Raw genomic sequence first — 24,753 nt, forward strand, 5'->3', positions numbered from 1 at the left:
TGCGCTACTCGGAGCGCTCCAGCAGCAAGGCCGCTGCCAGGACGCCGAGTAGGGACGGGTCCACCTGTGACACCGCCAGCCCGACGGTCAACGCCAGCAGCAGACGTGCCCGGAGATCCACCGCCCGGGGCATCCGGTGCGGGCGAAGGGGCCGGCTGGGTTGATACGGCTCTACGCTCATGAGGTCTCCATCTCGGGTGCCACCTGGGGCGAGGCGATCTGACGGCCCTCCGCTGCAACGGGGGGCCGTCGTCGTGTCCGCCTCGTCGTGCTTCGGACGGACACCACTCTGACCGCTCTCAGGTACTTGGGCGAGTAGTGTCGGCGGAAGAGCGCGGTTGTCTTGTTCCCCCCGCGTCGCCATGTGCCGCAGAGAGACTCAGAGTGTCGCGGGGGGAACAACACGTCCTATTAGTGACGTCCAAATTGACATGAAGTCAACGACGCAGAAGGCCAAGCTGACGGCACGGCGCATCATCGTCCTGGGCGGGATGCTGGGCCAGGGCACCGACCGCGACCTAGATGCGGATGCCCGTACATGGCTTCGGCAGCTGGCCACTGCGGGTGGTCTGGCCAGTGTTCGGGTGCGGTCGGGCTTCGTGCGGGCCGACGAGGCACTCACCGATGCGTCGGACAAGAAGCGTCCGGCTGTGCGAGATGGCTGGCCGCCGGTGAGCATCCTGTCCTCGATACCCAACGGGGTTGCCCTGCGGACGGCGATCACGGCTCTGTTCCTCGCCCAGACCAGGAACAGGACGATCTTCCGGCGTGGGGCCATCCAGCTTCCACTGCGTGCAATCTCCGCCAACGAGCCGGGCTGGACAGATGTCATGGTCGTCCCGGCCGTCTTCCGCTCCAGGCAAGCGGGATCAGGCGCGACGCAGCACACCCTCAGGGACAATCGAGTCCGTCAGGTCCGGGACGCCCTCGACCGTCTGGACATCGAACCAAAGGTCCGTCGTCGAACCAAGACCCCGATGGCACGAGTGGGGCTGTTCGGATCTCCACCGCAGGCTGGAACGGCTCGGCGGTCGCCCACTCCGGTCATGCTGTACGCAGAGACCGGCCTCCGGGTGGGGGAGCCGATCGACTGGGTGCTGCCCCAGCGTGAGTACTTCGAGGTCCCGATCTCGTTCTGGACCAACGGCTGGGTGCATGCATTGACGCCTTCCGAGATCGCCAACTTCTTCATGTACCTGCACCTGGACACCACCGAGCCCTTGAGTGCGGACGCTGCTGGGCATGCTGTCAACGGGTACACCCGCGGCGCCCTCTACGGTCTGACCCCCGACGCGTGGGACACCCACCAGACACTCTCGCGCTTCGGCCTCCTCGACGTCACGCCCGACCCCGAACGCAGGGACGACGGTCAGATCTCCGGTGGTGCCACCCAACATGGGCACCTGCACCGCATTCGGGCCACTCTCGCCGGCCTCGAACAACCAGCCGTCGAAACCGTCCTCACCGCCCTACGGGCGATGGAAGACGAATGATCGAGTGCAGGTCCGGGGACGCTTACCTGACTGCGCCAGCCCGCGTGCCGGTCAACTTCAAGAGTCCGATGCTGGTCCGATGACATCGAGCGAGGACCATGGCGGTGCCGCAGAGACTGCCGTCCGAGACGTCGCCGCTGCTCTGGGCCTACCTGACTTCGTCTACACCGTGCCTCGGGTCCGCAAGGGCAAGGCCGACCGCGAGGTGGGTGACGCCCTACTCATCGCCAACGGCGCTGGCGCCGTCGTCCAGGTCAAGGCTCGGCGGCCTGACGCCATGGACGACGGAAGCGCATGGTTGACCAAGCACGGGACGAAGGCGAACAACCAGGCCCGGGGCAGTCGGCGGACCATCGAGGAGCACCAGCGCTCGGGCAAGCCCCTGACCGCCTTTCCCGTGCGCGTTAGCGACCTCGATGAGGCGGAGCGCCAGCAAGCCGGCCTCCTTCTCGACCACGACGTGAGCAGTTGGCCCACCGTCATCGTGGTCGATCACCCCGGTGTCACCGGGCAGCCGGTTCCTGACCCAAGCGCCTTCTGGATTACGCTGGATGACTGGCGCCAGCTGATGCTCGGCCTCCGCAGCGTGACCGCCCTCCTGGAGTACGTCCGGCGAGTGCTCGCGGCTGAGCCGCCCCTCCACGTCCTCTTGGGGCAGGAGGAGCAACGCTTCCTCGCGGTGATCGAGGCCGATGCCCGAGCTGGCGGTACGGCTGGCTGGTTGACCAGCGACGTCTACACGGACCCGGTAGGAGCCCAGCTCTACAGAGAGCTCGTGGAGCGTGTCTGGCCCAACGACCAGTCCCTGCCGGCGGTAGCGCTCTCGAACTACCGCCGAGTCGTGGACTTCCTCGACGCCACGCCCCCCGGCGCCATGCCGCGCCTGGGGCGATGGCTGCTCGCCAAGCGAGCTCAGCAAGCTGAACATAACGGACACGCGAGCGGCCTCGTGATCCTGGACCAGGCGCGGGTTCTCATCTTCGCTGCAGCTACCTGGACCGAACCATCGGACGAGCACATCTTCGACGCTGTGCTGGCAGCTCTGGCGATCGTGCGTTCGGCCGAGATCTCGACGTCCCAGGGCTACCCCGTTTCGGTTCTCGCCGTCGGACATCTCGTCGCCGAGAACCGGCACATCGACTACCGCTACGTCCTGCCGGAGGGACCTGTGGAGCCCACGCAGCGCGAGCGGTCGCTGGTGCTGCACAACTTCGGCCTCTTCGATGGGACCCAGCGCACGGTGGTGCCCTTGATCGCTGGTCCTCAGGAGCGGTGCCCGTGCGGGAGTGGACTGCTCTACGAGGAGTGCGAGCAGAGCGTGCCCTCATGGTGATCTTGACGTAGCGAGTACTGGACGCGGCCCCGTCAATGCCCCCCCGACTCGACGGCTGGCTCGCCCAGTACGGAAACGGGCGATTCAAGGAGGGTCCAAGCGACCGCCGTCTCTACCTACTGACGGCGGAGTGCTTGGGCGAGGGAGTAGGCGGGGGAGCGGTCGAGGTTGTGCCGGGTGCGGTCGTAGCGGCGGGTGGTGCGGGGGTCGCGGTGACCCAGGGCGTCCTGGACGTCCTGGAGGGGGATGCCGATGGCGAGTGCTTCCGTGGCGAATCCGTGTCGCAGGCTGTGCGGCTTGATGAGGTCGGCCGAAGCGATGCCGGCGGTCTTGTCCAGCCGCTTGATGAGGTCGTAGGCGGTCTTGTAGGCCAGCGGCCCACCGGTGCGGGACAGGAACATCGGCCCGCTGGTGCGCTCACCGATCAGGTCGTCGAGTGCCCGGACGGTGGCCGGGGGGAGGGCGACGGAGGCGCGCTTGCCGCCCTTGCGGCGGATGCGCAGCACGCGGTGTCCGCGGTCGTGGCGGTAGTCGGTGAGGTCAGCACCCAGGGCTTGGGAGATCCGGCAGCCGGTGAACACGAGTACGGCGATCAGTGCGGCGGCGCGGCGGGAGTGGGCGTTTGCGGCGTCGAGCAGGGAGACGAGCTCGGCGGCGGTGAGCCCGGCGGTCGAGGACTCGTCAGACACCTGCGGGCGCTCGACCTGGTCCAGAGGGGACCGCTCGAGGACGCCGAGGTCCTGGGCGTAGGCGTAGAACTTCGACAGTGCGGAGAGCCGGCGGGCGATGCTGGCCGGCGACAGCGGCCGGCCCGTGCGGGCGCTGGGGGTGCGGGCGAGGTGGTCGACCCAGGCTTCGACGTGCGGGCGGGTGGCCAGCAGCGGGTGCACCCGGTACTCCGTCGGTGCGTCGACCAGGCACCAGATGCGCCAGGCGGTGAGGTCGGCGGCGTAGGCGGTCTTGGTGTGGGCCCGCTTGCGCCCGGTGAGGAAGGCGACCACGAGCCGGTCGAAGGGGTCCAGCGCGGTGCCGGGCACCCGGGCTAGGGCCATGACGTTGCTGTGTGGGAGCTGCTCAAGGACGGCGACTACGGCGGGCACGGCGTCGTCGGCAGGCTGGATGACGGTCACTGCTCACCCTCGTGCTCGCGCTGCCACCGGACCTGTGCCTGCTCCACTTCCGCGTCCAGTTCGGCAAGGTGGCGCATGGACTCCTTCTCCGCTTCGGCGGCGTCTCGGTCCAACTGGGGGCCGTCAAAGACGGCCACCCGCTGGACTCGGCGCGGGCCGGCGAGGCTCTGCAGCGCCGTCCGGATGGCCTCGAGCTCCTTGGTGGCGTGGTGCACGGTCTTCTCCGTGGTCCACATGCGGTGCCGGAAGACGCCCCAGTCCAGCACCGACGGGGTGGTGTGGGAGACGTCGAGGGAGTCGCGATAGGTGACGGTGACGTCGTAGCGGTCGGGGAGGTCGTAGATGTCCCTGGCGCGCTCGGTGCCGACGTCCCAGAAGGTGCGCCACTCCTGCCCGGGCGCCATGAACGGGATGGTCTCGGGGAGTTGGACTTCCTGGGCGCCACCGTGCTGGTCGGTGCGCACGAGGGGTGGGGAGCAGGAGATGGTCACGTCGCGTGCCCCGGTGGTCCCCAGGTTCTGGATCACTACCTCGCTCACGTGCGGGCTCACCCGGTTGGTGACCGCGGAGACCACCACGTAGGGCTGAGCCTGCTCGCGGCGCAGCGTGCGCGCCTCTTCCAGCTGCTCCCCGGCCACGTCCAGCTGCTTACGCAGCCCGTCCACCTGCCCCTTGGCGTAGCGCGCGGCGACGATCGCCACCACCACGGTGGCCAGCGCGGCGAACGCGGCGACGCCGGCGCCGACCGCCGAGACCACGTCGGTCCACGCCGTCGGGTCCCCGGCCGGCTCGGCGGCCGCGTTGGTGCTCGCTGTCCCCATGCCTCCGGACGCTAGAGGAGGGGTCCGACAGGAATCCGCCAATAACGTCCAATATCTGCCGGTTGGTGGAGGCGCAGGGAACGACGTTATCGGGAGGCTGACCCCCTGGGACAGAGCGGGGCCGTCCCATGGACTCCAGCCACGCCGGCGGGCCGCCGATGCTCGACGGGTGAGGACATCGACACTGCTTGCGGGCTTGGTTGGCGTGGCGATCGGGGTGGCCGTTGGTCGGTCCCCGGAGCCCGTCCCCAAGCCACCCGTCCCCAAGCCACCCATCGTCATGCCACCGGTCGCGTCGCCACCGGTCCCCTCACGCACGTGGGCGCAGCGTCACGGCCGGGTCCTGCGGCTGGTGATTCTTGCGGTTGCGTTCGCGGTCGTCTTCGCTGTCCCGCTGGTCGGGTTGTCGGTCGTGGGTCTCCGGCGGGCCGACGTGATCCTCGGATCGTTCTTCCTGGCCCCCACCGCATTCGTGACGGTATTGCTGGCGGTGCCCACACCGAGCAACGGGACGCCGTTCAACTGACAGCGTCTGGATGAGTCGTCGGTCCCCCCGGGATGCGGGTATCGCCGCTCTCGGTGGACGAGCACTTCCCAGCGGGCCGTCGCATCAGCCTGGCGTCGGTGCGACGGCCCGCTGATGAGCTCAACGGATGGGGGAGCTGAAGGACGAGCTGGGGTGCGGCTGGAAGACCGCGAGGGGAGGTTCACCTCCCGCGGTGGTCTGCGAGCCGGCCGGGAGGTACCAAAAGCCGTCTCCGCTGGCGTTGCTGACGATGCGGCAGCCGTCGAGGAGAACGTGATCGCGCACCAGATGCTCGGCCTCCTCGAAGAGGCCGGGCACGCACTGCAGCCGGACTCGGTAGGACTCGGCTGCAGGAGTGGTTGAGCTGGGCGAAGTCTCGGGAAGAGTCATCATGTCCGCGATGGTGGACCCGATGGATCGCTAGTGTCGCCTCCTTGGGAGGGGGCAGGCGGCCCCTCTCTATCTGAGGGCGCTCAGTGTGCCGCTCGCGGCCGCCCCGTGCGTCTGTAGCGAGGCCGTTGGTGCGGGCTCTTGTTCGGGTGTCATGGCAGGCGAGCTCGGTTGAACTGCTGCTGCAGCTGACAAGCCGGTCAGTGTGACCGCCAAGCCAATTGGCCAGGGAGACCCGTCAACATGCGCGGCGTCCGTTCAGCGGTAGTCCCATCAGCCAAGGCTCATGGACGCCGCCGGGGAAGTCGAGGAAAGCGAACCCATTGCGCTCGAAGAACCGGACCCGCTCCTCGCGTCCTTCCTCATCTTCGTCGGGCCACGCCACGACCACGGGAGACCCTGCTGATCTCGCCTGGGCGACGAATGCGCGAAGGAGCGCAGCGCCGATGCCATGTGAACGCAGTGCTGGTTCCACGAACATGGCGGTGACGTAGGACCCCTCATCGTCGTCGGTGAGGTGTTGGTAACGCTCGAGCAGGGACCAGTTGCCGAAGTCGTGGGTTCCCGTCAGCACGCCGACTGGTTGTTCTGCAAGCCGAGCGACCCAGTGGACCATCCGGTCCGAACGGACGAAGGCGTGCGTGTCTGTCTTCCACCGGGTGAGCAAATCGAGAACGACGGCGGTGTCGTCGGTCTGCTCGACCTTCACGACGGGCATGAGCAGAAGCTTGTCATCCCCGCCAAACCGGTGGCAGCTAGCGGTAGTGACTGTCCCGCAATGGACTCACCGTGAGCATGCAGCGCCCAGAGATGCACGGCGCATCGAGGCGGTGCGGGGAAGAGCGGCGCTGCGCACTCAGGACAGCGACTCATGCCGGAGCCCCTGGCTCGTCCAGAGGTGCCCCAGCCTGCAGAGCCACGACATGCTCATCGACGAGGCAGCCACACGGCTGAGCGAGCGGAACAACGACAGGACGCCGCACGCCATGGACGACGGCGTACTGCTTCTCCAGCCCTGTGGTCGGGCGGGTGAGCCGCATCCATCCCGCCCAGGCGGTAGATGACGGCTGTATCCGAGCATGCCTCCTGTCCCGCAGCGCCGGCTGCCCCACGCGTGTCCAAGGACGTCGGTGCGGGCTCTTGTACGGGATGTTATGGCAGGTGGGCTCGGTCGAACTCCTGCTGCAGGCGTGGCCTGCGGCGGTGGGTGAGGCGGAGCTCGGCGATGAGCCGGTCGACGTGGTCGATGTGTTCCTGGTCGCCAGTGCCGGCGGCGAGGGTGCGCATCCCGGCCAGGCGCCGGGCGGCGTCGCGGTAGTGCCGGGCGTCTGCGTGGGTGAGGTCGCGCTCGACGATCCGGGCGTGGATGGGGAGTGTGGCAGGCGGGTCGATGGCCTCGTATGCGGTGGCCAGCGTTCCCCAGGTGTGGGTGTCGTCGGGGTCCAGGTCGAGGTCGTGGGCGAGCTGCCAGGCACGTCGCGGGTCGCGCAGGGTGTCCAGCGCGAAGCAGACGGCGTTCCGCGGTTGCTGCGCGAGCCGGATCATGACGTGCTCGTCGATGTCGGCCCAGGCCCGGCCGGCTGCAGTGACGGCGTTGTGCAGTCGGGCTGCGGTGGAGTCGGTCGGCCATCGGTCGAACACCGAGCGGCGGGCGGCGAGGACGTCGTCCGCGTCGTACCGGGGTTGCTGGTGGAGCAGGGACACCCACAGGTCGGCGCACTCCTGAGCCTGGTGGAATGGCCCGATCTCGGCGCCCTGCCGGGCCCAGTCGGTTGCGAGGTCGACCCGGTCGATCTCGACGAGGGCGACCGCGGTGTCGTAGAACCAGCGGGCGATGCGTCGGTCGCGTGCGTGGGTGCGGATGACGGCGTCGGCGTCGCGGTCGAGGACGGCGAGCCGTTGCTCGTTCCAGGACAGCACCCAGTGCTCGTGCCGGTGGCTCGATGCCAGGCGGTCGTCGGGCGGGTGCCCCACCCGCTCCTGGATCTCGTTCAGGCGGTGGCGGTAGGCGGTGATGCCATCGGCCCCTAGGGCTGGGGCGTAGGCAACGGGGTCGAGCTCGAAGTAGTCGACGTCGCCGTCGAACTGGAACGCGATCATCCAGTCGACCAGCCGGCCCGGTGGAGTCGACGCGGCGGCCGCTGTTCTCGGGTGCAGGGCGAGCAGCCGGCGGCACGCGTCACCGATGATCCCGCTGGAGTCGTCGGCTCGTGCGATCACCTTGATGGCGCTGGTCAGCGCCTTGTGGGTCACCGCGTGCACCTCGACCGGTTCTTCGGTCGGCAAGGCCTGCTCGAGCAGGTCGACCGCTTCGTGAATCACCATGCCGTGCTGGTTCGCCGAACTCCATCGGTGCAGGTCGGCACGAGTCCGGATCAGCGGCAGCACCGCGGCGGCGAGAGGTCCCACCGGCTCATCGTCCAGGGCTCGTGGAAACTCGCCAACCCCGCCAACTGGGGCACGGCCGGCGCCTGCAGGGCGCTGCCGCACCATGCAACCCGAGATGTGGAAGTGGATCCACCGTCCACAGGACCGCCGCAGAAGCGTTCCGTCGTCATTACGTCGGTGCAGCTTTACGTTATGAACGAGCCCACGGAAACGGAACGGCGCATCTGTCGCTTTCCCGGCTGCCGGCGGCCGGCGGCGGCATCGCATGCCGGGGCCGGCCGCCCGCCGGAGTACTGCGACGACAGCGCGCACAACCGGACCGCCGCCTGGCATGCACGCCGCCGACTGCGAGCGGGGCAGCCCGGGCACGCGCCCGGGGTCGAGTCGCGGCCGGTGGACGCTGCGCGGCAGCGGGCCGGTGAGTTGCACGGTCAGGTCGCCGGCATGGTCGAGCACCTGGGTCAGCAGCTGCAGGGGCTGCTCGAGGAGCTACGAACCGTGGCCGATCCGGAAGCGGCCGAGCTGCAGATCGAGGCCGCGGCGAGTCAGGCGGCCGAGCAGGTGGCGACCGCCGAGGCGCGCGCCAGCCGGGCTGAGCAAGCGCAACGGCGCGCCGAGGCCGAGCGCGCCGAGGCCGACGGCGCCGCGGAGGAGGCCTCTGCGCTGAGCGAGCAGCTCGGTACCGGGCTCGAAGAGGCTCGCCAGCGGCTGGCGGAGGTCCAGGCCGAACGAGACGGGGCGCTCGCCGAGCTGGCCGACGCCCACGCGGCCGCGGAGGGGGAGCGGCAGAAGTTCGCCGCGAAGCTGACCGATGTCGCACAGCGGCTGACCGTCACCGAGGCGCGGCTGGTCGAGGCGCACGACGGCCGGGACGCCGCGACGCAACGAGCCGAGGCCGCCCTGGTCGCGCAGTCCGCGGCAGAGGACCGCTTTCGCAACGCCGTCGAGCGGATCGAGGCCGAGTCGAAGCGCGCCGCCCGGGCCGAGGAGGCAGTGGAGGCGCTACGCCGCAATCTGGCGCTGGCCGAACGGCGGACGACGGACCTTCATGAGGAGGGAGGCGATCTGCGCGGGAAGCTGGCGACGATGACCGCCCAGCGTGACGCCGCCGTTCGCGGCGCCGAACGCGAGAAGGCCCACGGTGAGCAGCGGGTCGACGACCTGCGTGCCGGTCACGAGGAGGAACACCGCCGACTCCAGGCGGAGTTCGGCGAGCTGCGCAGTGAACTCAACGCCGCACGCGAGGAACTCACCGTGCAGCGCAGCAGAGCCGATCGGGCCGAAGCCCAACTCGACAGCACCCCCGTCGCACGTGAGACCCGGCGTCCCCCGTCGCCCGCCGGGCGTGCAAGGCGTCGAGGCGAGAGCACGAGCCCGGGAGTCGACGAGACCGGTGGCTGATGTCCAGGAGGCTTGGCCGGGCCCACCGAACTGGCTCATGGGAGCGGCGCCCTGCCGGTGTGCCGTAGATCCTGCTCCCGAAGATCGACCGCCAGTCTCCCGATCGTGTCAGGCAGCGGCCGCGAGCAAGAAGCCCACCGCGAGAGCAGGGCCGCAGGGGATCGTGCTTCGGAGGTCCCCACCACGCATCACGGTCACGACGGCCTGCGTCACGGAGATCAAGGTGAACGCGGCGAAGGCCAACAAGAGACCGCGATGTGTGGCATGACCGAGGCCCAGCCCGCCGAGCGTCGCCAGGCGGACGTCACCGAAACCCGCTCCCGCGAACCGCCAGCACAAGAGCAACGTCAGCCCCGACGCCAGCGCCGCGACGCCGCTGAGCGCCAGTCCCGGCCAGTCGCCGTGCACGGCCAGTGCCACCGTCAGCAGAGCGCAGGTCAGGACGCCGGCCTGCCGAACGAGGGCGGTCGGGACGCGCTGGGTGACCGCGTCGCAGCACGCCGCCGCGACGAGCGCACATCCCCAGAGCAGCAGGACGGGCGCGAGCTCCCAGATCCCCGTGCGTTGTGCCACCGCAACCGCCGCCGTCCCGGCCGCGGTCCCGCCGAGAGCCCCCGCCAGACCCAGACCCCTGCCCGTGGCGTCCCGTCGCGCCAGCTGCGCGAGCCCGCGTGCCAGCAGCACGGGTGTGGCCGCCGCCCCGGTGACAACGGCTGCAATCACTACACCCAGCCACACAGCGTCCATGCGCGCCAGGTGCCTCCCCGCCGGTCCGCGAACGACTGCTCCCATGCGCTGGCACCTCGTCTGCCGAGGCACGGGGGGAGCGGGCTGCGAGTGTGCGGCGCGGAAACCTGACAGGGCCTCGCGATACACCCATCTGGGGGACGACCGGCAGAGCCATCGTGACTCTGGGTCACCCGAACGGGTGTCATGGTGCTCGACGTCACACCGAGTTCACGGGGGAGAGGAAGTCTCCATGCACGAGCAGGCAGACCGGAAGCGGAGCGGAGGACGCGTGCAGGTGACGCGGACGGCGGTCATGGCAGCGGTGGTTGCCGTGCTCACGATCTCGGGCTGCTCGTCGTCCGGCGGCGGGGCCTCGACTGCACCGACCAAGACGACGACCCCGGGGGCGTCGTCGAGCGCCGCACCATCCGCGACCGATCCGGCCGACGAAGCACGAGTACAGGCCGCCGAGTTCGTCCCCACCTACGTCCAGACGATCGACGACCTCTACCTGGACCCAACGCGACCCCTCGACGACCTCTACGAGGTGGCCGTCGCGCCGGAGGCCACCAATCAGGCCGTTGCCATCGGAACCTTTCGTTCGCAGGGCTACCGGCAGGTCGGGCGATCCCAGCTGGTGACGGCGACCGCCGACAGCGTCGACCTCACGACCGATTCGGCGGCGTCGCCGTCATCAGCGGCCCCGACCGTCGTGGTCACCGCATGTGTCGACGTGGAGGAGGTGCAGGCGACCGATGCGTCCGGGACCTCGGTCGTCCCGGCCGACCGCCCGAGATACCTCGTCGCACGGCTGACGGTGGTCAACCCGGACTATCCGGACGCCTCCGGATGGCGGGTCAGCGAAGCTCCGAACAGGCAGGCGCAGTCATGCGACGGGTGACCGTCGCGCTGTCCGGGGCGCTGCTCGGCCTCTGCGCCCAAGGCGTGTACTCGGGCACGGCCATGGCTGATCCGGTCGCCTGCCAGCAGTACAACTCGCTCGGCATCTGCGTGGTGGAGGCCGAATCCGCCCAGCAGCCGGGAAGTCGGCCGGTCGCAGTGGACTCCGGTAGCGGTGGTGGGAGTCAGGAGGCTCCTTGCACCCTGGACACCACCGGCGCTCCCATCCCCTGCCAGGACGGCCCGTCGTGGTGGGTCCAGAGCTTGCAGTGCTACGCGCAGCCGATGCTCGAGCCACCGCCCAAGGACTCGCCGGTCTGGGGCGGCCGCACCGACGGCGCCATCTACCTGTGCAGCTTCTACAGCGACGGTGGCGCCTTTCCCGGCACGAACGGGTTCACGTTCTGGTCGGCCACCGCTCCGGCCGGCCCCGCAGCCGTCGACCCCGCGGCGCTCGCCGAGCAGGCGCTGCGCACCCTGACCATCCCCGAGCCGACGACCGGTCGCTACCCGGCTGGGACCCTGCGGGACGGCCGGCCATACACCGTTGTCAACGCTTACACGTGGTTCTGGACCGACCCCGCATCGTTCCGAGCGCTGACCGCGCGGGCGGACGCGGGCGGTGTCTGGGCCGAGGTGACGGTGACGCCGGCCGCCTTGAGCTTCACACCCGGCGACGGGGCCGACGCTGTCTCGTGCCCCGGCCCCGGGGTGGCCTGGCAGCGCGGCGGCGGTGTCTGGGCGCCGTCCCCGACGGGCTGCCAGTACCGGTATCCGCATTCGTCGATCCACCAGCCCGATGAGCAGGTGACGGCGACCTACGGCATCAGTTGGTCGGTCGCCTGGACGTCGTCGACGGGAGCGAGCGGCACTCTGCCGGACCTGACGACGACGTCGAACGCGACGTTCGCGGTTGCGGAGGTGCAGGCGGTGGTGACCGGATGACAACACGAGTAGAGGCGACGACGACATCGGCCGGGCGTTCCGCGGCTCCGGTACGTGAGGCGGCACCGCCACCGGTTCCCACGCTGCGGAGCGCGGCGGCGAGGCGGCAGACCAGCCGGAAGTCACTGGTCCTCAGCGTGCTCGTCGTCCTGCTCGGTGGCCTGCTCGCCTTTGCCGCCGGCCGGATGCTGACCGCCCAGACCGAGGTGCTCGCGGTCGCCCGGGACGTGCAGGTGGGCTCGACGATCACCGCCGACGACCTGACGATCGCGAACGTCACCTCGGACCCCAACCTGTCACCCATCCCTGCGGCCCAGCAGTCCGAGGTCGTCGGGATGGTGGCGCAGGTTCCGCTGACCCGAGGCGAGCTGCTGACCCGCGCCCAGGTCGGCACGGGCACCGGACTCGCGGTCGGGGAGATGCTGGTCGCCCTGCCGTTGAAGGAAGGTCAGTTTCCCGCCCGAGGGGTGACGCCGGGGCAGCAGGTGCTGATCGTTCAGACACCCGGTGTCGCGGGCTCCACCAGCGGGACCGACGGCATGGGCGGGACGTCCGATCGTCCGACCGAGGCGACCGTCGCCGAGGTGGGACCGGTGAACCCCACCACCCAGGTGACGGTCGTCGACGTGCGGGTCCGTGAGGCCGAGGGGCCGGCGGTTGCCCAGCTCGCCTCCACCGGCGACCTGGCATTGATCCTGCTGCCGACGGGCCGGTGACCGGGTGCTGACCGTCGTGGCCTCCGGCAAGGCAGCCCCCGGCGTGTCCACGTCCGCGTGGGCGCTGGCCCTGTCCTGGCCCCGACCGCTGCTGCTCGCCGACTGCGATCAGGCCGGCGGCGATCTGGCACCGGGGCTGCTGGCCGGACGGGTCAGCGCCGACCGGGGCCTGCTGTCCTGGTCGGCTGCCGCTCGTCGAGGGTTGCCGGCGACGGCGGCCGCCAGACTGTTCGCCGAGCACGCGACGCAGATCCCCGAGCATCCGCAGGTGGCGCTGATCCCCGGCTTCACGACGGGCATGCAGGGGGCGTCGTTCACCTCCGAGACGTGGGAGCGGCTCGCGCTGGCACTGGCAGCGTCCACGATCGCCATCGGCCGGGACGTCGTGGTGGACGCCGGACGACTGGTCACCGACCGGGGATGTTGGCCGGTCCTGCGGGCCGCTGACCAGGTGCTCCTGGCCGTGCGGCCCAGCGTGCGGTCGGTGCACGCGGCACAGGACGCCGTTCAGCGGGTGCGTCGAGAGCTCGGTGATCTGGCGAACGTGGCCGCGCTGGTGGTCGGGACCGGGCCGTACTCGGCGAGTGAGGTGGTCACGGCGCTGCAACTGCCGCTCGCCGGCGTGCTGCCCTACGACCCCAGCGCGGCCGCTGCCCTCTCCGACGGGGCGGTCTCGAGCATGAAGACGCTGCGGCGGTCCGCGCTGATGCGGGCGGCGTCGTCCTTGGCTGGCGAACTGGCTGACTCCGCCGAGGCATCCTCGATCGCTGAGGCGGCAGCCCGATGAGCCGCAAGGACACTCGGTCGCCATCCTCGACAGCACCGGAGCTCCCGCAGATTCCGACGCGCCCGCTGCTGCCCAGCCTTGGAGCTGACGTCCCAGGAGACGTGCACCGGGCCGAGGCCACGCCGTTCGATGCCGTGGACCTCACCGAGGCCGAGTACCGCGTCGTGGGGGAGCTGCGCGACCGGGTGTCGACGCGGTTGACGGCGGAGGACAAGAACTACGCGGCCGGTCCGCGTCGGGAACTGACCAAGAAACTGATCCGCGACGAATACGACCAGTGGCTGCTGCACGAGGCCAACCGCGGCCGGGCCGTCCCCGCGGTGACCACCGAGGACGGGATCTTCGCCGCGGTGCTGGCCGAACTCGACGGACTGGGGCGGCTGGCGCCGCTGCTGACTCGGGACGACGTGGAGGACATCCACTTCGAGGGCTGCGACCCGACCGTGCTGCGCACGGTGGACGGCCAGCTGGTGGCCGGACCGCCGATCGCCTCCACCGACGAGGAACTTGAGCAGCTGCTGCGGTCGATCGGATCACGCTCGGACGGCGGGCAGACCAGCCGCGAGTTCTCCTCGGCCAGCCCCATCCTCAACGTGCGTCTGAAGGGCGTCACCCAGCTGGGAGCTCGCCTGCAGGCCGCGATGGACGTGCTGCCCCGCCCGGCCGGAGTGATCCGGGTGCACCGCTTCTCCGACCCGAGCCTGGACGACCTGCAGCGGCTCAACATGGTCGACTCACCGATCCGGGCCTTCCTGCGCGCGGTGATCGAGGCCGGCGTATCGCCGCTCGTGACCGGGGCGCCGGGCGTCGGCAAGACCACCCTGCTGCGCGCGCTCGGCAACGCGATCCCGTGGAACAACGTGGTCATCACCGTGGAGGACGAGCGTGAGCTAGGCCTGCACCTGCCGCGGTGGGATCCCGACCAGCAGCGACTGGTCAAGCGGCACGCCGTCTGCCGCCCCTTCGAGTCGCGGCTGCCCAACGCCGAGGGCAGGGGCGGATTCGACATGGGGGACGCCCTGCACCTGGCGCTCCGGGCCTCGCCAACCTGGGTGCTGGTCGGCGAGGTCCGCGGCGCCTACGTCACCTCCTTGCTGGAGGCCGCGACCAGCGGCATCGCCTCGGTGATGTGCACGATCCACTCCCCGTCGGCTGACGGCGTCTTCGACAAGGTCCTGATCAACGCGCTCAAGGCACACCCGACGCCGTCACCGGAGCTGGTCCTGCGCTCGCTGGCCGCCCTCGGTCTGGTCGTGCACGTGCAGCGCGACCACGGCTACGCCCGGTTCGTGTCAGGCATTTACGAACTGGGTGCGATCGGCGACTCCGGTCGCCCCGACCTCAAGCCGATCTTCGCGCCGCGACCCGACGACGGCCGCGCTCAGGCCACCGGGCCGGGGATGCTCAGCGACTCGCTGGCCGAACGTCTGACCGCGGTCGGCTTCGACCTGAACTGGCTGTACCCGGAGGCCTCCGACTGGCCCACCGACCTCCGCCGGCAGGAGTGGGCGTCGTGACCGCCGGGATGCTGCTGCTCGTCCTCGCCGGGCTGCTGGTCTCCGGCGGTCTGGTCGCCGCGGTCGCAGCGGTCCGTGGGGTCGACACGTCCACTGGTTCGCTGTCCGTACGCCGTCCCCGCCGACGGCGGATCACGCCACAGCACCTCGGCGCCGTGGCAACCGGGGTGCTCGCGCTGCTGATCACCGGCTGGCCGGTCGCCGCGCTGGCCACCGCCGGCGGCGTCGTGTTCATCCCCAAGGTGCTCGGCGGCGGCAAGGCCGCCAAGCGGATGATCGCCACCTCTGAGGCGCTGGCGGACTGGACACGGCGGCTGGCGGACCTGATCAGCTCGGGCGCTGCCGGTTCGACCCGGGATGCGCTGCGCCGCTCGCTGAGCTCGGCGCCGGAGGCGATCGCGCCGGCGGTCACCAACCTGGTGACCCGGATGGGGCCTCAGGGCGTGGAGTCCGCGCTGCGGCAGTTCGCCCGGGAGGTCGACGACCCGGCCGCCGACAAGATCGCCATGGTGCTCATCCTGCGGGAGCGGAACGGCGGGCCAGGTCTGGCCGAGGTGCTCACCGCGCTGGCCGCAGACCTCGACGACCGCTCGCGGATGGTTCGCGAGGTGGAGGCCGAGCGCGCCAAGCCACGGGCGAACATGCGCACCATCGTGGTGGTCACCCTGGTCCTGGTCGTCGCGATGACCCTGTTCGCCCGTACCTTCCTGTCGGGCTACTCCACGCCTCTCGGGCAGGTGGCGTTGCTCCTGGACGTCGTGCTCTTCGGTACGGCGCTGCGGTGGATGCGCCGCCTGTCCGACCCGCCCCGGCCGCCGCGTGTGCTCGTCGACCCCGATCTGGTCACGGTGGACCGGTGACCGGGCTGCAGACGGCCACCCTGGCCGGCATGGTGGTGGCGCTCGGTCTCGTCCTCGCGGCCCGGGCGCTGCGTCCCGCGCCGCCGTCGCTGATCGCGGCGCTCGAGCAGCTCTCGGCCAGCCCGACCGCGGGAACCCTGCCCCCGCCGGGAACGACGTCGAACTCGGCGGGGCACCGGTGGACCTGGTTGCCGTCGGCCATGGTTCGCGTGGTCGAGGGACGCCTCGGCGTCCCCGATGCCGACCTGGCCATCCTCGGCCAGACCCGCAGTGAGCTTGCCGCGCGCAAGCTGACCCTTGCCCTCGCCGGGTTGCTCGCCCCCGCGGTGCTCGGCCTCGTTGCCGTGCTGGTCGACATGCCGGTGCCGTTCGTCGTGCCCGGCGCCGCCGGGCTGGGGTTGGCTGCGGTCGGGTGGCTGCTCCCGTCGGCCGAGGCCCGGGAGGCGGCGGAGAAGGCACGGGCGGAGTTCCGCAGCAACCTGGAGTCCTTTCTCACCTTGGTGGCCGGCGAACGCCGTGCGCGAGGCTCGGTCGAGCAGGCCCTCGAGGAGGCCGCGGAGATTTCGGGAAGCCTGCCGTTCGTCCGCATGCGGCGCGCGATCCGGCGCGCCGCGCTGTCCGGCCGCAAGCCCTGGAGCGACCTGCGCGACCTCGGTGACGAGCTCGCGGTTCCCGAACTGCGCAGCCTCGCCGACATCGCCGCAGTGGCCGCCGACGGGGCATCGGTCTACAACACCTTGCTGGCCAGCGCCCGCACCCTCCGGCATGCCGAACTGTCCGATGCCCGCAGCCAGGCCAACGAGGTCAGCGAGCGGATGTCCCGCCCGCTGGCGCTGCTCGTCACCGGACTGACTCTGTTCGTCCTGGTCCCGTTCCTGCTCCGCATGTTCGCCGTCAGCACCTGACTCCACCACCAACGGGAGGTCCCATGTTCCAGCTCACAACCCGTCGCCATGGCCTTCGCGCAGTCCTGGCCCTCCAGGCGGCGCTGCACGCGGCGGTCCTGACAGCGTTCGCGTGGCTGCGCGCCGAGCACGTGAGCGACGAGCGCGGCTCGGACTCCTCCGAGAAGGCCTTCATGGTCATCTTGGCCATCGCGCTCGGTGGCGCGGTCACCGTCGCCGCGGTGGCATTCGTGGCCAGCAAGACGGCGCTGTTCCAGTAGCGAGACGCACCAGCAGCGCCATGCCTGGATTCCGTGCCCGGAGACGCACCGCGGTACCGCCGTGCGGTGTGGTCGTGCGCCCAGGCGTCCCGAGCCGCAATGGCGGGCGAGATCGGGGTTCGTCGAGCGTCGAGTTCGCAATCCTGTTCCCGATCATCGTCACGCTGTTGCTCGCCGGACCGCAGCTGGCGCTGTGGTACTTCGCCCGCGAAGCCGCCGACGCTGCCGCGCACGCCGGGGCGCGGGCAGCCAGCGTCAGCGGCGCGGCCGGGGGAGCGGGACAGGAAGCGGCCGACCAGTATCTGGCCCGACTCGGCACCGGCACCATCACTGGCTACGCGGTGGAGGAACAGGACACCGCCACCACGGTCACCGTCCACGTCACCGCCGAGGTGCCCAACGTGATCCCGCTGCCCGGCTACGCCCCGACCGTCGACGTCACGGTGACGCGCGGCAGGGAGCGCTTCACCACGCCGGATTCGCCATGAACCGTCGCCTGCAGCCGGGCACCGCTCCGACCGGCCCGCTGCGGAGAGATGACCGCGGCTCCGAGTCCGTCGAGCTCGCCATCCTGCTGCCGGTCGGCATCCTGATCCTCGCGATGCTGGTGATCGGAGCCCGGATCGCACTGGCCGGCGACCGGATCAGCGGCGTAGCCGGCATCGCCGCCCGCGACGCCTCGCTCGCCCGCTCAGCCAGCGCCGCTCAGCAGATCGCCACGGCCAGCGCCACCGACGCGCTGACCGACCGGAACCTGCACTGTGCCGACGTCCAGGTGCGGGTCGACACCACCGGGTTCAACAGCGCCCCGGGCGTTCCGGCGTCGGTCACCGTGACCGTGGCATGCACCGTCGACCTGTCCGACATCGGGGTGGCCGGACTGCCCGGCTCGCGCACCCTGCGTGACACCGCCACCAGCCCTCTCGACCCCGCCCGGGACCTGTCGTGACCTGCCCGGGGCGTACCGACGCCCGAGTCCGCGACGACGAGCGCGGGTCCGTGGCGGTCCTCTTCTGCTTCATCGTGCTGATCGCCGGGGTCCTGGTGACCGGCCTCGTGGACGCCGGCACGGCGATCCAAGCGGCCAATCGCGCCGACACGTACTCCGCCGAGGCGGCGCGGGCGGCCAGCATCGCCGTCGGACCGGTCCCCACGGGAGGCAGCGCGGACGCGGCGTTGGCCGTGACCGCCGCCCGCGGCTACCTCGATCAGGCCGGCGCGGTCGGCACGGTGAACGTCCTCGGCCCCGGGGTGGTCGAGGTCAGCGTGACCGTCACCGCCTCGACACCCCTGCTCGGAATCGCGGTCAGCCAGACCCGCGCCCACACCGCGCAACTGCTGGTCGGCGTCACCCAAGGCGAGGGGTTGTCGTGACCGCGCGCGCCGTCCGCCTCATCAAGGCCGTGGGTGCGCTGGTCGTGCTCATCGCGGTCGTCGTCGGCGTACCGCTGCTCCTCGCGGCCCTGCAGTTGGTGCCGCACGGCCTGCCGTCCCTCGGCGAGGTCGTGACCTCGCTGAAGGCGCGAGACGACGGACGACTTGTTCAGATCGTCCTCGCTACGGGCGTGTGGGTATGTTGGGCGCTGTTCACTCTGTCGACAGCGGCGGAGCTGCTGGGGCTGGTCCGCGACCGGCCGGCTTCACCGCTACCGGGGCTGCGGATCTTCCAACGGCCGGCGGCCGCGCTGGTGACCGCGGTCGCCGTCGGTCTGACCGTCGCCCCTGCATTCGCTAGTGCGTCCCCATCCGGGACCGCATCTGCCCGGCCGCCGCTGCCAGTCGTGACCGTGTCCACTGGCCTGTCCGCGTCGGCGCAGCCGGACATCGGCGTCCGGGTCATCCAACCGGCATCCGCGCACTCGGCTCCGGAAGACCTGGCGCCCCCAGCCTCGACGCGCACGACCTATCAGGTCCAGCGCCGAGACACCCTGTGGGCGTTGGCCGAGCGTTACCTGGGTGACCCGCTGCGCTATCCGGAGATCGTCGAACTCAACGCCACCGCCGTCGGTCCGGACAACGAGATCATCCCAGGCACGGTGCTGATCCTGCCTTTGGACGCTTCCGGCCTGCCGCCGGCCGGGGGCGGTCCGGAGCCCACCGGCGCGACCGTTACCGAGGAGGTCACCGTTGAGCCGGGGGACACCCTGTGGGACCTCGCGGAGGAGATCACCGGGAGCGGTGAGGACTGGCGACAAGCCTGGGAGTTGAACCGCGGACGCATCCAGCCGGGCGGAGCGACCTTCACCGATCCATCGTTGATCCGGCCGGGATGGACGCTCAGCATCCCAACGCCGGTGGACAGCCCCGAGCCCGAGCCCAGCCCACCGATGCCGCCCGCACCTGCGCCTCTCCCGACGACGGAGCCGCCCCCGCCGTCCGGTGACGCCCCGACGACGTCCGTGCCGGCGCCGGACACCCCGCCCTCGACTCCGTCGGGAGCGGCCGCGCCGGACGCCGAGTCGTCACCAACCCAGCAGAGCGAGTCCCCGACAGAGGACGGCGCATCCGAGTTGCCGATGGTCGCCTTCGCGGGTGGTGGGCTACTCCTGGCCGGTACCTCACTCGCTGCTCTGCTGCGCTATCGGCGACGCCAGTTCCGCCACCGCCGTCCCGGCCGGGTCATCAGCAGCACCCCGCCCGAACTTCTCGACGCCGAGCGGGCTCTGCTGATGGCGGGAAGCGCCGGCAGCGCTGACGTGAGCTGGCTGGACCAAGCGCTGCGCAGCCTGGTGCAGGCTCGAGTCGACGCCGAGAGCGCCCGGCTGCCCGACGTCGTCGCGGCGTGCACGACCGACGACGTCCTGACCCTGGTACTCACGAGCCCCTCGCCGCAGGCACCGGAGCCATGGACCGTGGACTGCACGGGAACCCGCTGGTCGATCCGACGCGGCGACCCACTGACGTACGACGAACACCGGCGGACACGGTTCTTCGCCCCGTTCCCGACGCTCGCGTCCGTGGGTCACAGCGCTGCGGGGGAGCACTGGCTCGTCGACCTCGAACGTGTCGCGGCCATCTCCCTGTCCGGCAACTCCGAGCGTTGCATGGATCTGGCGCGGTTCCTCGCCGCCGAGCTGGCGCACAACAGCTGGTCGGAGATGCTGCAGGTGACCATGGTCGGCTTCGGCGAAGAGCTGGCCGAGATCAATCCTGACCGGTTGACCTACTCCGAAGACGTCGAGAAGGCGATCGCGGCGCTCACCGGGCGGCTGGAGTCGGTCACCGACGCCATGCGGGTTGCCGGCACCGACGTGCTCGGGGGCCGGCTGCACGACGTCGCGGCCGACGCCTGGGCTCCGCACGTGCTGTTGATCGCCTCGGACGCGGCCGAGGACGGCGACGATCTGGCCGAGCTGGTGACTGCGATTCGGCAGCAGCCGGCCCGAAGCGCGGTCGCGGTGGTGCTCGTTCACGACACTGATCTCGCCGACGACGTCCGCTGGCGGTTGACCATCGACGACGACGGGGTTCTCCACATCCCGGCACTGGACCTCGAGTTGATCGCCCAACAGGTCCCGGCCCACGAGGCCGCCCAGTTGGCTCAGGTGCTCGCCCTGGCGTCTGTCACCGAGGACCAGCCCGTGCCGCCGAGCCATGGAAACGAGCCGTGGGATGCGCACGCCGACGCCTGCGGCGGCCTACGCGTCGACCCGGCCGGCACATCGCGGCGGGAGCGACCAGACTCTGTCGCGGCTGACGGCCCGGCGCCGGGCCAGATAAGGAAGCCGCTATCGACGGCAAGCTCTGTGCTGCCGTTGCCCATGCAGACCTACCTGGACCAGGCGGCGACGACCGAGCAGGACCTGCAGGAGCTGGCCCCGGCCACCGATGAGGGCATCCGGCGCCAGGTGGAGAGCGCCGATCCTGGCCTGGACGAAGACCTGGCCGACTGGGCCGATCCGTCCTGCGCGCGACCCAAGTTGACGCTGCTCGGCCCCGTCGAGGTGCGCGCTCAGGGCTCGCTACCGGAGCGCAATCCGCGGCGGCAGTTTTACACCGAGATCGTCGCCTACCTGGCGACCCGCCCGGGCGGTGTGACCAGCGAGCGCTACGCCACCGCCATCTGGCCCAACGAGCCCGACGTCGTCGGCAAGACGAAGGTGCGCCAGTCCATCTCCGTCGTGCGAGCCTGGCTCGGCACCGATCCGGATACCGGCGCCGACTACCTGCCCTCCGGGCTCACCGCCGCAGCGGCGGGCCGGTACCGGATCGACGGCATCCTCATCGACGCGGAACTGTTCCGCCGACTGCGCGTTCGTGGGCAAGCCCGAGGAGCCGACGGGATCGCCGACCTGTGCGCGGCGCTGGGCCTGGTCACCGGACGCCCCTTCGACGTGCCCGCGCCGCGGACCGGCGCCGCCGGGGGCTACAGCTGGTTGGTGGACGACAACGCTCGACTGGATCACGAGTACGCCGCGATGATCGTGGACGTAGCCCACACCGTCGCCACCCACTACCTGGCCGTCGCCCAACCCGAACTCGCCGAGGCCGCCGCCGAGATGGCCCTGAAAGCCGGGAGCTACGAAGACGTGCCGCTGCTCGACCTGGTTGCCGCCTGCGACGCGCAGGGCAAGAGAGCCGAGGCCGACGCCTACGTCGCCCGCATTCTGGCCAACCACGACGCCGAGGTCGAAGAGGACCTGCCACCTCGAACCGCCGAGATCCTCTTCCGGCGCCAGTGGGCTGGTCGAGCCAGCTGACTGCCGCCTGTGTCGGGACGACGGAGCGGCGTTCTTTCCCGTCTCGGACTACCTTCCCACCATGGCCGCTCCGCCTCTCGATGGCTTCTACGTCTGGTGGCACGAGGACACCCCTGATCGCATCCGCCTCGCGTCGAACAACCCCGACATCGTGGGCGACGACGGCGAGAAACCTGGCCTGCAGATCGTCTTCAGCAGCAACCCGAGGTCGGCGGACTACCACCCGGCCAACTTCAACCGTCTCGCTCGTTGGCTGGAGCTCTCCGGGGAACCGCATCCGGATCCCGCGGTTGTCGCCGACCGGCAGCTGGATCGTCGACCGCGGTAACCCCTTGCGAGGGTTCGGTCGATCGCTTGCCAGCGGTGGTTGGGTAGCTGTCCGGCTTGGAGGGCATCCGTCAGCTGCATCGAGGAGTCGGACCGCCACGTCCGGTGCAACCCGACACGAGAGCGCGGGCTGAGCCGTCGCGGGTGCTTGTATGGCGACCATGTCTTCCGACGAGGACGTCGCGAAACTCGCGGTGCAGTGCGAGCACTTGCTCGGCCCGACCGACAGTTGGACGCCCCCGGAGGGATACCCGGACGGACTGGGGCTCTGCATCATGGATGCCGTCTGGTCCATGGGAGTGCGCTACGGCGGGGTCCGGCGAGTCGTCCGGCGGTATCGCGCCCTGCGCGCCGAGGAAGGAGCCGACCCGGACGTCGATGGCGCCCGCGACCTGGTCGTCGCAATCGAGGGAACCGGCGGCCCGGTCGCCTTCGCCGACGTGATGGACAACCGGCACCGAACCTCGACGCGGAGTGGAATCCTCAAAGCTGAAGCGGTGCTGCTGTGCGCTCGGGCGCTGGTCGCGACTGGCGTGGAGTCGGCAGCCGACCTTCGCGGCGCCGTCGAGCCCATGACCTCGGCTGCCGAGCACGCTTGGCGCGCCGTGCCAGGTCAAGGTTCGGGCATTTCGTGGCGGTACGTCCGGCTGCTCGCCGGCGTGCAACAGGTCAAACCCGACCGGATGATCACTCGCTTTGTCTCGCGTGCCATCGGGCGCACCCCGACGCCGAACGAGGCCGCGGATCTGGTCACGGCCGTCGCTACCGGGTTGAACGTCGATCTCCGTGGCTTGGACCACCGGATCTGGCGGTTCCAGAGCGGCCGCGGCTAATCGGCGCTGGACACCTTCTCCAAGTCGATGCGGTTGAACCACCCGCGTGTGCCATCCGCAAACTCCACCAGGAACGATGGGAAGAGCTTCGTGGCGTACCCGCGCGACGGGTCTGTCGATATGTCAAGGATCGTCGCGCTGCCATGGGCCAAGGGGTTGGACACGTTCACCGAGTTGCCGACTCGAAGACCGCCTATCCGCTTGCCGAACAGGCCACCCCGGACGTGCGGGCGCGGCTGGAGACGTGCCGGGTATGGATCTCCAGGCCGCCACTCGGGAGGAGACGAGTGGAATCTCGATGCGTCGCGGTAAGACGGGTCCGGTACCCCACAGTTGGGGCAGGTCGTCGCCTCCGTGGACACCTCGTGGGTGCACTCGCGGCACAGCGTCAACGCCATGAGTGTCAGCCTGCCTCCCGATCGGCGATTTCCGATGAGCGGCGAGGTGGACACGCCGCGCCGGCCTCGACTGCCTCCATGGCTCACCAACCGCTCCGAGACGCACAGATCGCCGTCGTCTTCCGTCCGCAAGGAATCGTCCTCTGAGACGCCCGAAGTGCGCCGCTAACGCTTCGGCTCGCGGTACGGCCTGCCGGTGGGCGGTCGTCATTGGTACGGCTTGCCGCAAGGTCGGGCCAGGATGAGCAGTGTTCCGCGCGGGTCTGGGCGACAGGCGCACAGCACCAGCGCATGCTGCGTCCCATCCCATCGCCGATCCCAGTCACATGACCGCGAGACACCCGGAGCAGTTCACGTCGCTCTCGTTCGAGGTCCAGACGTCGCCGCTGCGCTTCCCGCACGCAGCTCGTGCCCCCGAGCTGCCCACGTCGTAATGGATCAGGGCGGTGTCCGGGTCAGGCCACTGCCAGCAGTTGGGGGACGTGAGCGGGGAGCAGTACACCGGGTCGTGGCGTTCCGCGTAGTTGTCCTGCTCAGCAGTGGGACGCCCGCAGGTTGGACAGTCATTGGTGGCCATATTGACTCCCTTGAGTATCAAGAAGAAGTGACGGTTCCCCCGTGCACCGTCGGAGGGTAAGTGCCGATAGCCGATCGTCGTTCGGGACGACTCACGGTCGCGTCGACGACTCCTCGGCGGGAGGCCGAGCGGTCAGCCAGGGAGACGGAGCCGACCGCCGCGCATCGATAGCGCTCTGCTGCTGGCCCGTCTGCGCTGGTGGGCCTCGTCGGCGAGCTGTCGCGCAGCGACGATGGTCGCGGAGGGTGGGACGCCCGCGTCGGCCGGCACGTTGGGCAGGTCTCGGTCATTGGCCGAGCGGTTCTGGTTTTGCGGTCGTTCACCCATGCTGGATCGAGTCGATGCCCCAGCGTGCCTCGGCCACCGACATTGTGAAAACAGTTCCGCCCAGCGCTGCGGTCGCTTCCTCGGCGCCTGCGCCCGAGGCGGTGGCCGTCGCGGATGCGCTGGTCGTCTCTTCTCCGTCGATGTCGGTGACCTGCACATCGGCGAGGGAGGTTCTCGCGTCGTCGGAGAGCGGCTCGGCGATCGCGGACACCGCGTCCAGGCAGTTGCCGGGTACCCCGCTTCGTTCCATCACCTGCTCCTGAGCGGCCCTCGACATGAGGGAGCACGCGCGGGGTCCGTCCCCTTCGCCGATCGCCTTCCCGTAGACGCGGATCACCGCGGTGATGCCCTCGGCGCCGGGCTGGTGGCCTGGGTCGAAGTCCTCGCCCGGGCCGCCGCAACCGGCCAGAGCTGTGCCGGCGAGGAGCGCGAGGGGGAGCAGGGCGGTGAGGGGGCGCGGACGCACGGGAGCTCCTTGGTGGTTGGGGAG

At 70.3% G+C, this 24,753-nt stretch carries 25 protein-coding genes; 18 read left to right on the forward strand and 7 right to left on the reverse strand.

What is annotated here, in order from left to right:
• The first annotated feature begins 431 nt into the window (after positions 1–431).
• Both WA616_RS16825 and WA616_RS16830 read left to right on the forward strand, forming a co-directional pair.
• Positions 432–1,493 (forward strand): hypothetical protein, encoded by a 1,062-nt coding sequence (locus tag WA616_RS16825; protein ID WP_336031607.1) that lies wholly within the window; start codon positions 432–434, stop codon positions 1,491–1,493.
• Positions 1,494–1,572: 79 nt separating this feature from the next.
• Entirely contained in the window at positions 1,573–2,826 is a 1,254-nt protein-coding gene (locus WA616_RS16830) for a hypothetical protein (protein ID WP_336031610.1), read from the forward strand.
• 116 nt (positions 2,827–2,942) lie between these two features.
• On the opposite strand, the gene WA616_RS16835 is transcribed toward WA616_RS16830, so the two are convergent.
• Positions 2,943–3,956, reverse strand: a complete 1,014-nt coding sequence (locus WA616_RS16835) for a tyrosine-type recombinase/integrase (RefSeq protein WP_336031612.1) — start codon at positions 3,954–3,956, stop codon at positions 2,943–2,945.
• Entirely contained in the window at positions 3,953–4,777 is an 825-nt protein-coding gene (locus WA616_RS16840) for a hypothetical protein (RefSeq protein ID WP_135144832.1), read from the reverse strand. Before WA616_RS16840 ends, WA616_RS16835 begins: the two co-directional genes overlap by 4 nt.
• 205 nt (positions 4,778–4,982) lie before the next feature.
• Here WA616_RS16840 and WA616_RS16845 point away from each other — a divergent pair, with 205 nt between their 5' ends.
• Positions 4,983–5,303, forward strand: coding sequence for a hypothetical protein (locus tag WA616_RS16845; protein ID WP_336031615.1), 321 nt, complete (start codon positions 4,983–4,985; stop codon positions 5,301–5,303).
• Between the two features lie 120 nt (positions 5,304–5,423).
• Here WA616_RS16845 and WA616_RS16850 read toward each other — a convergent pair whose 3' ends face one another.
• The 3 genes from WA616_RS16850 to WA616_RS16860 all read right to left on the reverse strand — a co-directional run bounded on the left by WA616_RS16850 (position 5,424) and on the right by WA616_RS16860 (position 8,018).
• Complete coding sequence (locus tag WA616_RS16850) at positions 5,424–5,621, reverse strand: hypothetical protein (protein ID WP_336031618.1); 198 nt, start codon at positions 5,619–5,621, stop codon at positions 5,424–5,426.
• Between the two features lie 310 nt (positions 5,622–5,931).
• The gene (locus WA616_RS16855; protein WP_336031620.1) at positions 5,932–6,411 is read right to left on the reverse strand and encodes a GNAT family N-acetyltransferase; all 480 of its coding nucleotides are present in this window, start codon (positions 6,409–6,411) and stop codon (positions 5,932–5,934) included.
• A 434-nt stretch (positions 6,412–6,845) separates the two neighbouring features.
• Positions 6,846–8,018, reverse strand: a complete 1,173-nt coding sequence (locus tag WA616_RS16860; RefSeq protein ID WP_336031915.1) for a DUF6880 family protein — start codon at positions 8,016–8,018, stop codon at positions 6,846–6,848.
• Between WA616_RS16860 and WA616_RS16865 the strand changes: the two genes are divergently transcribed.
• Entirely contained in the window at positions 7,950–9,482 is a 1,533-nt protein-coding gene (locus WA616_RS16865) for a hypothetical protein (protein WP_336031923.1), read from the forward strand. The genes WA616_RS16860 and WA616_RS16865 overlap by 69 nt on opposite strands.
• Positions 9,483–9,590: 108 nt before the next feature.
• Here the strand turns inward: WA616_RS16865 and WA616_RS16870 are convergent, their stop codons facing one another.
• Entirely contained in the window at positions 9,591–10,229 is a 639-nt protein-coding gene (locus tag WA616_RS16870) for a peptidase (protein WP_336031622.1), read from the reverse strand.
• 232 nt (positions 10,230–10,461) lie between these two features.
• On the opposite strand from WA616_RS16870, the gene WA616_RS16875 reads away from it, so the two are divergent.
• The 14 genes from WA616_RS16875 to WA616_RS16940 all read left to right on the forward strand — a co-directional run bounded on the left by WA616_RS16875 (position 10,462) and on the right by WA616_RS16940 (position 22,961).
• A complete protein-coding gene (locus WA616_RS16875) occupies positions 10,462–11,112 on the forward strand; it encodes a hypothetical protein (RefSeq protein ID WP_336031624.1) in 651 nt (216 codons plus the stop codon).
• Positions 11,100–12,056 (forward strand): hypothetical protein, encoded by a 957-nt coding sequence (locus WA616_RS16880; protein ID WP_336031626.1) that lies wholly within the window; start codon positions 11,100–11,102, stop codon positions 12,054–12,056. The genes WA616_RS16875 and WA616_RS16880 overlap by 13 nt, the downstream gene beginning before the upstream one ends.
• Before the next feature lie 137 nt (positions 12,057–12,193).
• Entirely contained in the window at positions 12,194–12,772 is a 579-nt protein-coding gene (locus WA616_RS16885; protein ID WP_336031629.1) for an SAF domain-containing protein, read from the forward strand.
• A 4-nt stretch (positions 12,773–12,776) separates the two neighbouring features.
• Positions 12,777–13,559 (forward strand): hypothetical protein, encoded by a 783-nt coding sequence (locus WA616_RS16890; RefSeq protein ID WP_336031631.1) that lies wholly within the window; start codon positions 12,777–12,779, stop codon positions 13,557–13,559.
• A gap of 101 nt (positions 13,560–13,660) precedes the next feature.
• Entirely contained in the window at positions 13,661–15,076 is a 1,416-nt protein-coding gene (locus WA616_RS16895) for a CpaF family protein (RefSeq protein ID WP_336031634.1), read from the forward strand.
• Positions 15,073–15,936, forward strand: coding sequence for a type II secretion system F family protein (locus WA616_RS16900; protein WP_336031636.1), 864 nt, complete (start codon positions 15,073–15,075; stop codon positions 15,934–15,936). The genes WA616_RS16895 and WA616_RS16900 overlap by 4 nt, the downstream gene beginning before the upstream one ends.
• Complete coding sequence (locus tag WA616_RS16905; RefSeq protein WP_336031638.1) at positions 15,933–16,841, forward strand: type II secretion system F family protein; 909 nt, start codon at positions 15,933–15,935, stop codon at positions 16,839–16,841. The genes WA616_RS16900 and WA616_RS16905 overlap by 4 nt, the downstream gene beginning before the upstream one ends.
• Before the next feature lie 23 nt (positions 16,842–16,864).
• Positions 16,865–17,101 (forward strand): hypothetical protein, encoded by a 237-nt coding sequence (locus WA616_RS16910; protein WP_336031640.1) that lies wholly within the window; start codon positions 16,865–16,867, stop codon positions 17,099–17,101.
• Between the two features lie 74 nt (positions 17,102–17,175).
• Entirely contained in the window at positions 17,176–17,589 is a 414-nt protein-coding gene (locus WA616_RS16915; protein WP_336031641.1) for a TadE family protein, read from the forward strand.
• On the forward strand, positions 17,586–18,050 hold the full coding sequence (locus tag WA616_RS16920) for a TadE/TadG family type IV pilus assembly protein (RefSeq protein WP_336031642.1): 465 nt from the start codon (positions 17,586–17,588) through the stop codon (positions 18,048–18,050). Before WA616_RS16915 ends, WA616_RS16920 begins: the two co-directional genes overlap by 4 nt.
• 50 nt (positions 18,051–18,100) lie before the next feature.
• Positions 18,101–18,475 (forward strand): hypothetical protein, encoded by a 375-nt coding sequence (locus WA616_RS16925; protein WP_336031643.1) that lies wholly within the window; start codon positions 18,101–18,103, stop codon positions 18,473–18,475.
• The gene (locus tag WA616_RS16930) at positions 18,472–21,801 is read left to right on the forward strand and encodes a LysM peptidoglycan-binding domain-containing protein (protein ID WP_336031644.1); all 3,330 of its coding nucleotides are present in this window, start codon (positions 18,472–18,474) and stop codon (positions 21,799–21,801) included. Before WA616_RS16925 ends, WA616_RS16930 begins: the two co-directional genes overlap by 4 nt.
• Positions 21,802–21,862: 61 nt before the next feature.
• Complete coding sequence (locus WA616_RS16935; RefSeq protein ID WP_336031646.1) at positions 21,863–22,129, forward strand: hypothetical protein; 267 nt, start codon at positions 21,863–21,865, stop codon at positions 22,127–22,129.
• 160 nt (positions 22,130–22,289) lie between these two features.
• Positions 22,290–22,961, forward strand: coding sequence for a hypothetical protein (locus WA616_RS16940; protein WP_336031648.1), 672 nt, complete (start codon positions 22,290–22,292; stop codon positions 22,959–22,961).
• A gap of 1,294 nt (positions 22,962–24,255) precedes the next feature.
• Here WA616_RS16940 and WA616_RS16945 read toward each other — a convergent pair.
• A complete protein-coding gene (locus tag WA616_RS16945; protein WP_336031651.1) occupies positions 24,256–24,729 on the reverse strand; it encodes a hypothetical protein in 474 nt (157 codons plus the stop codon).
• Positions 24,730–24,753 lie beyond the last annotated feature (24 nt).

The organism is Geodermatophilus sp. FMUSA9-8, assembly GCF_037034165.1.
In the GTDB taxonomy this organism is placed as follows: domain Bacteria; phylum Actinomycetota; class Actinomycetes; order Mycobacteriales; family Geodermatophilaceae; genus Geodermatophilus; species Geodermatophilus nigrescens.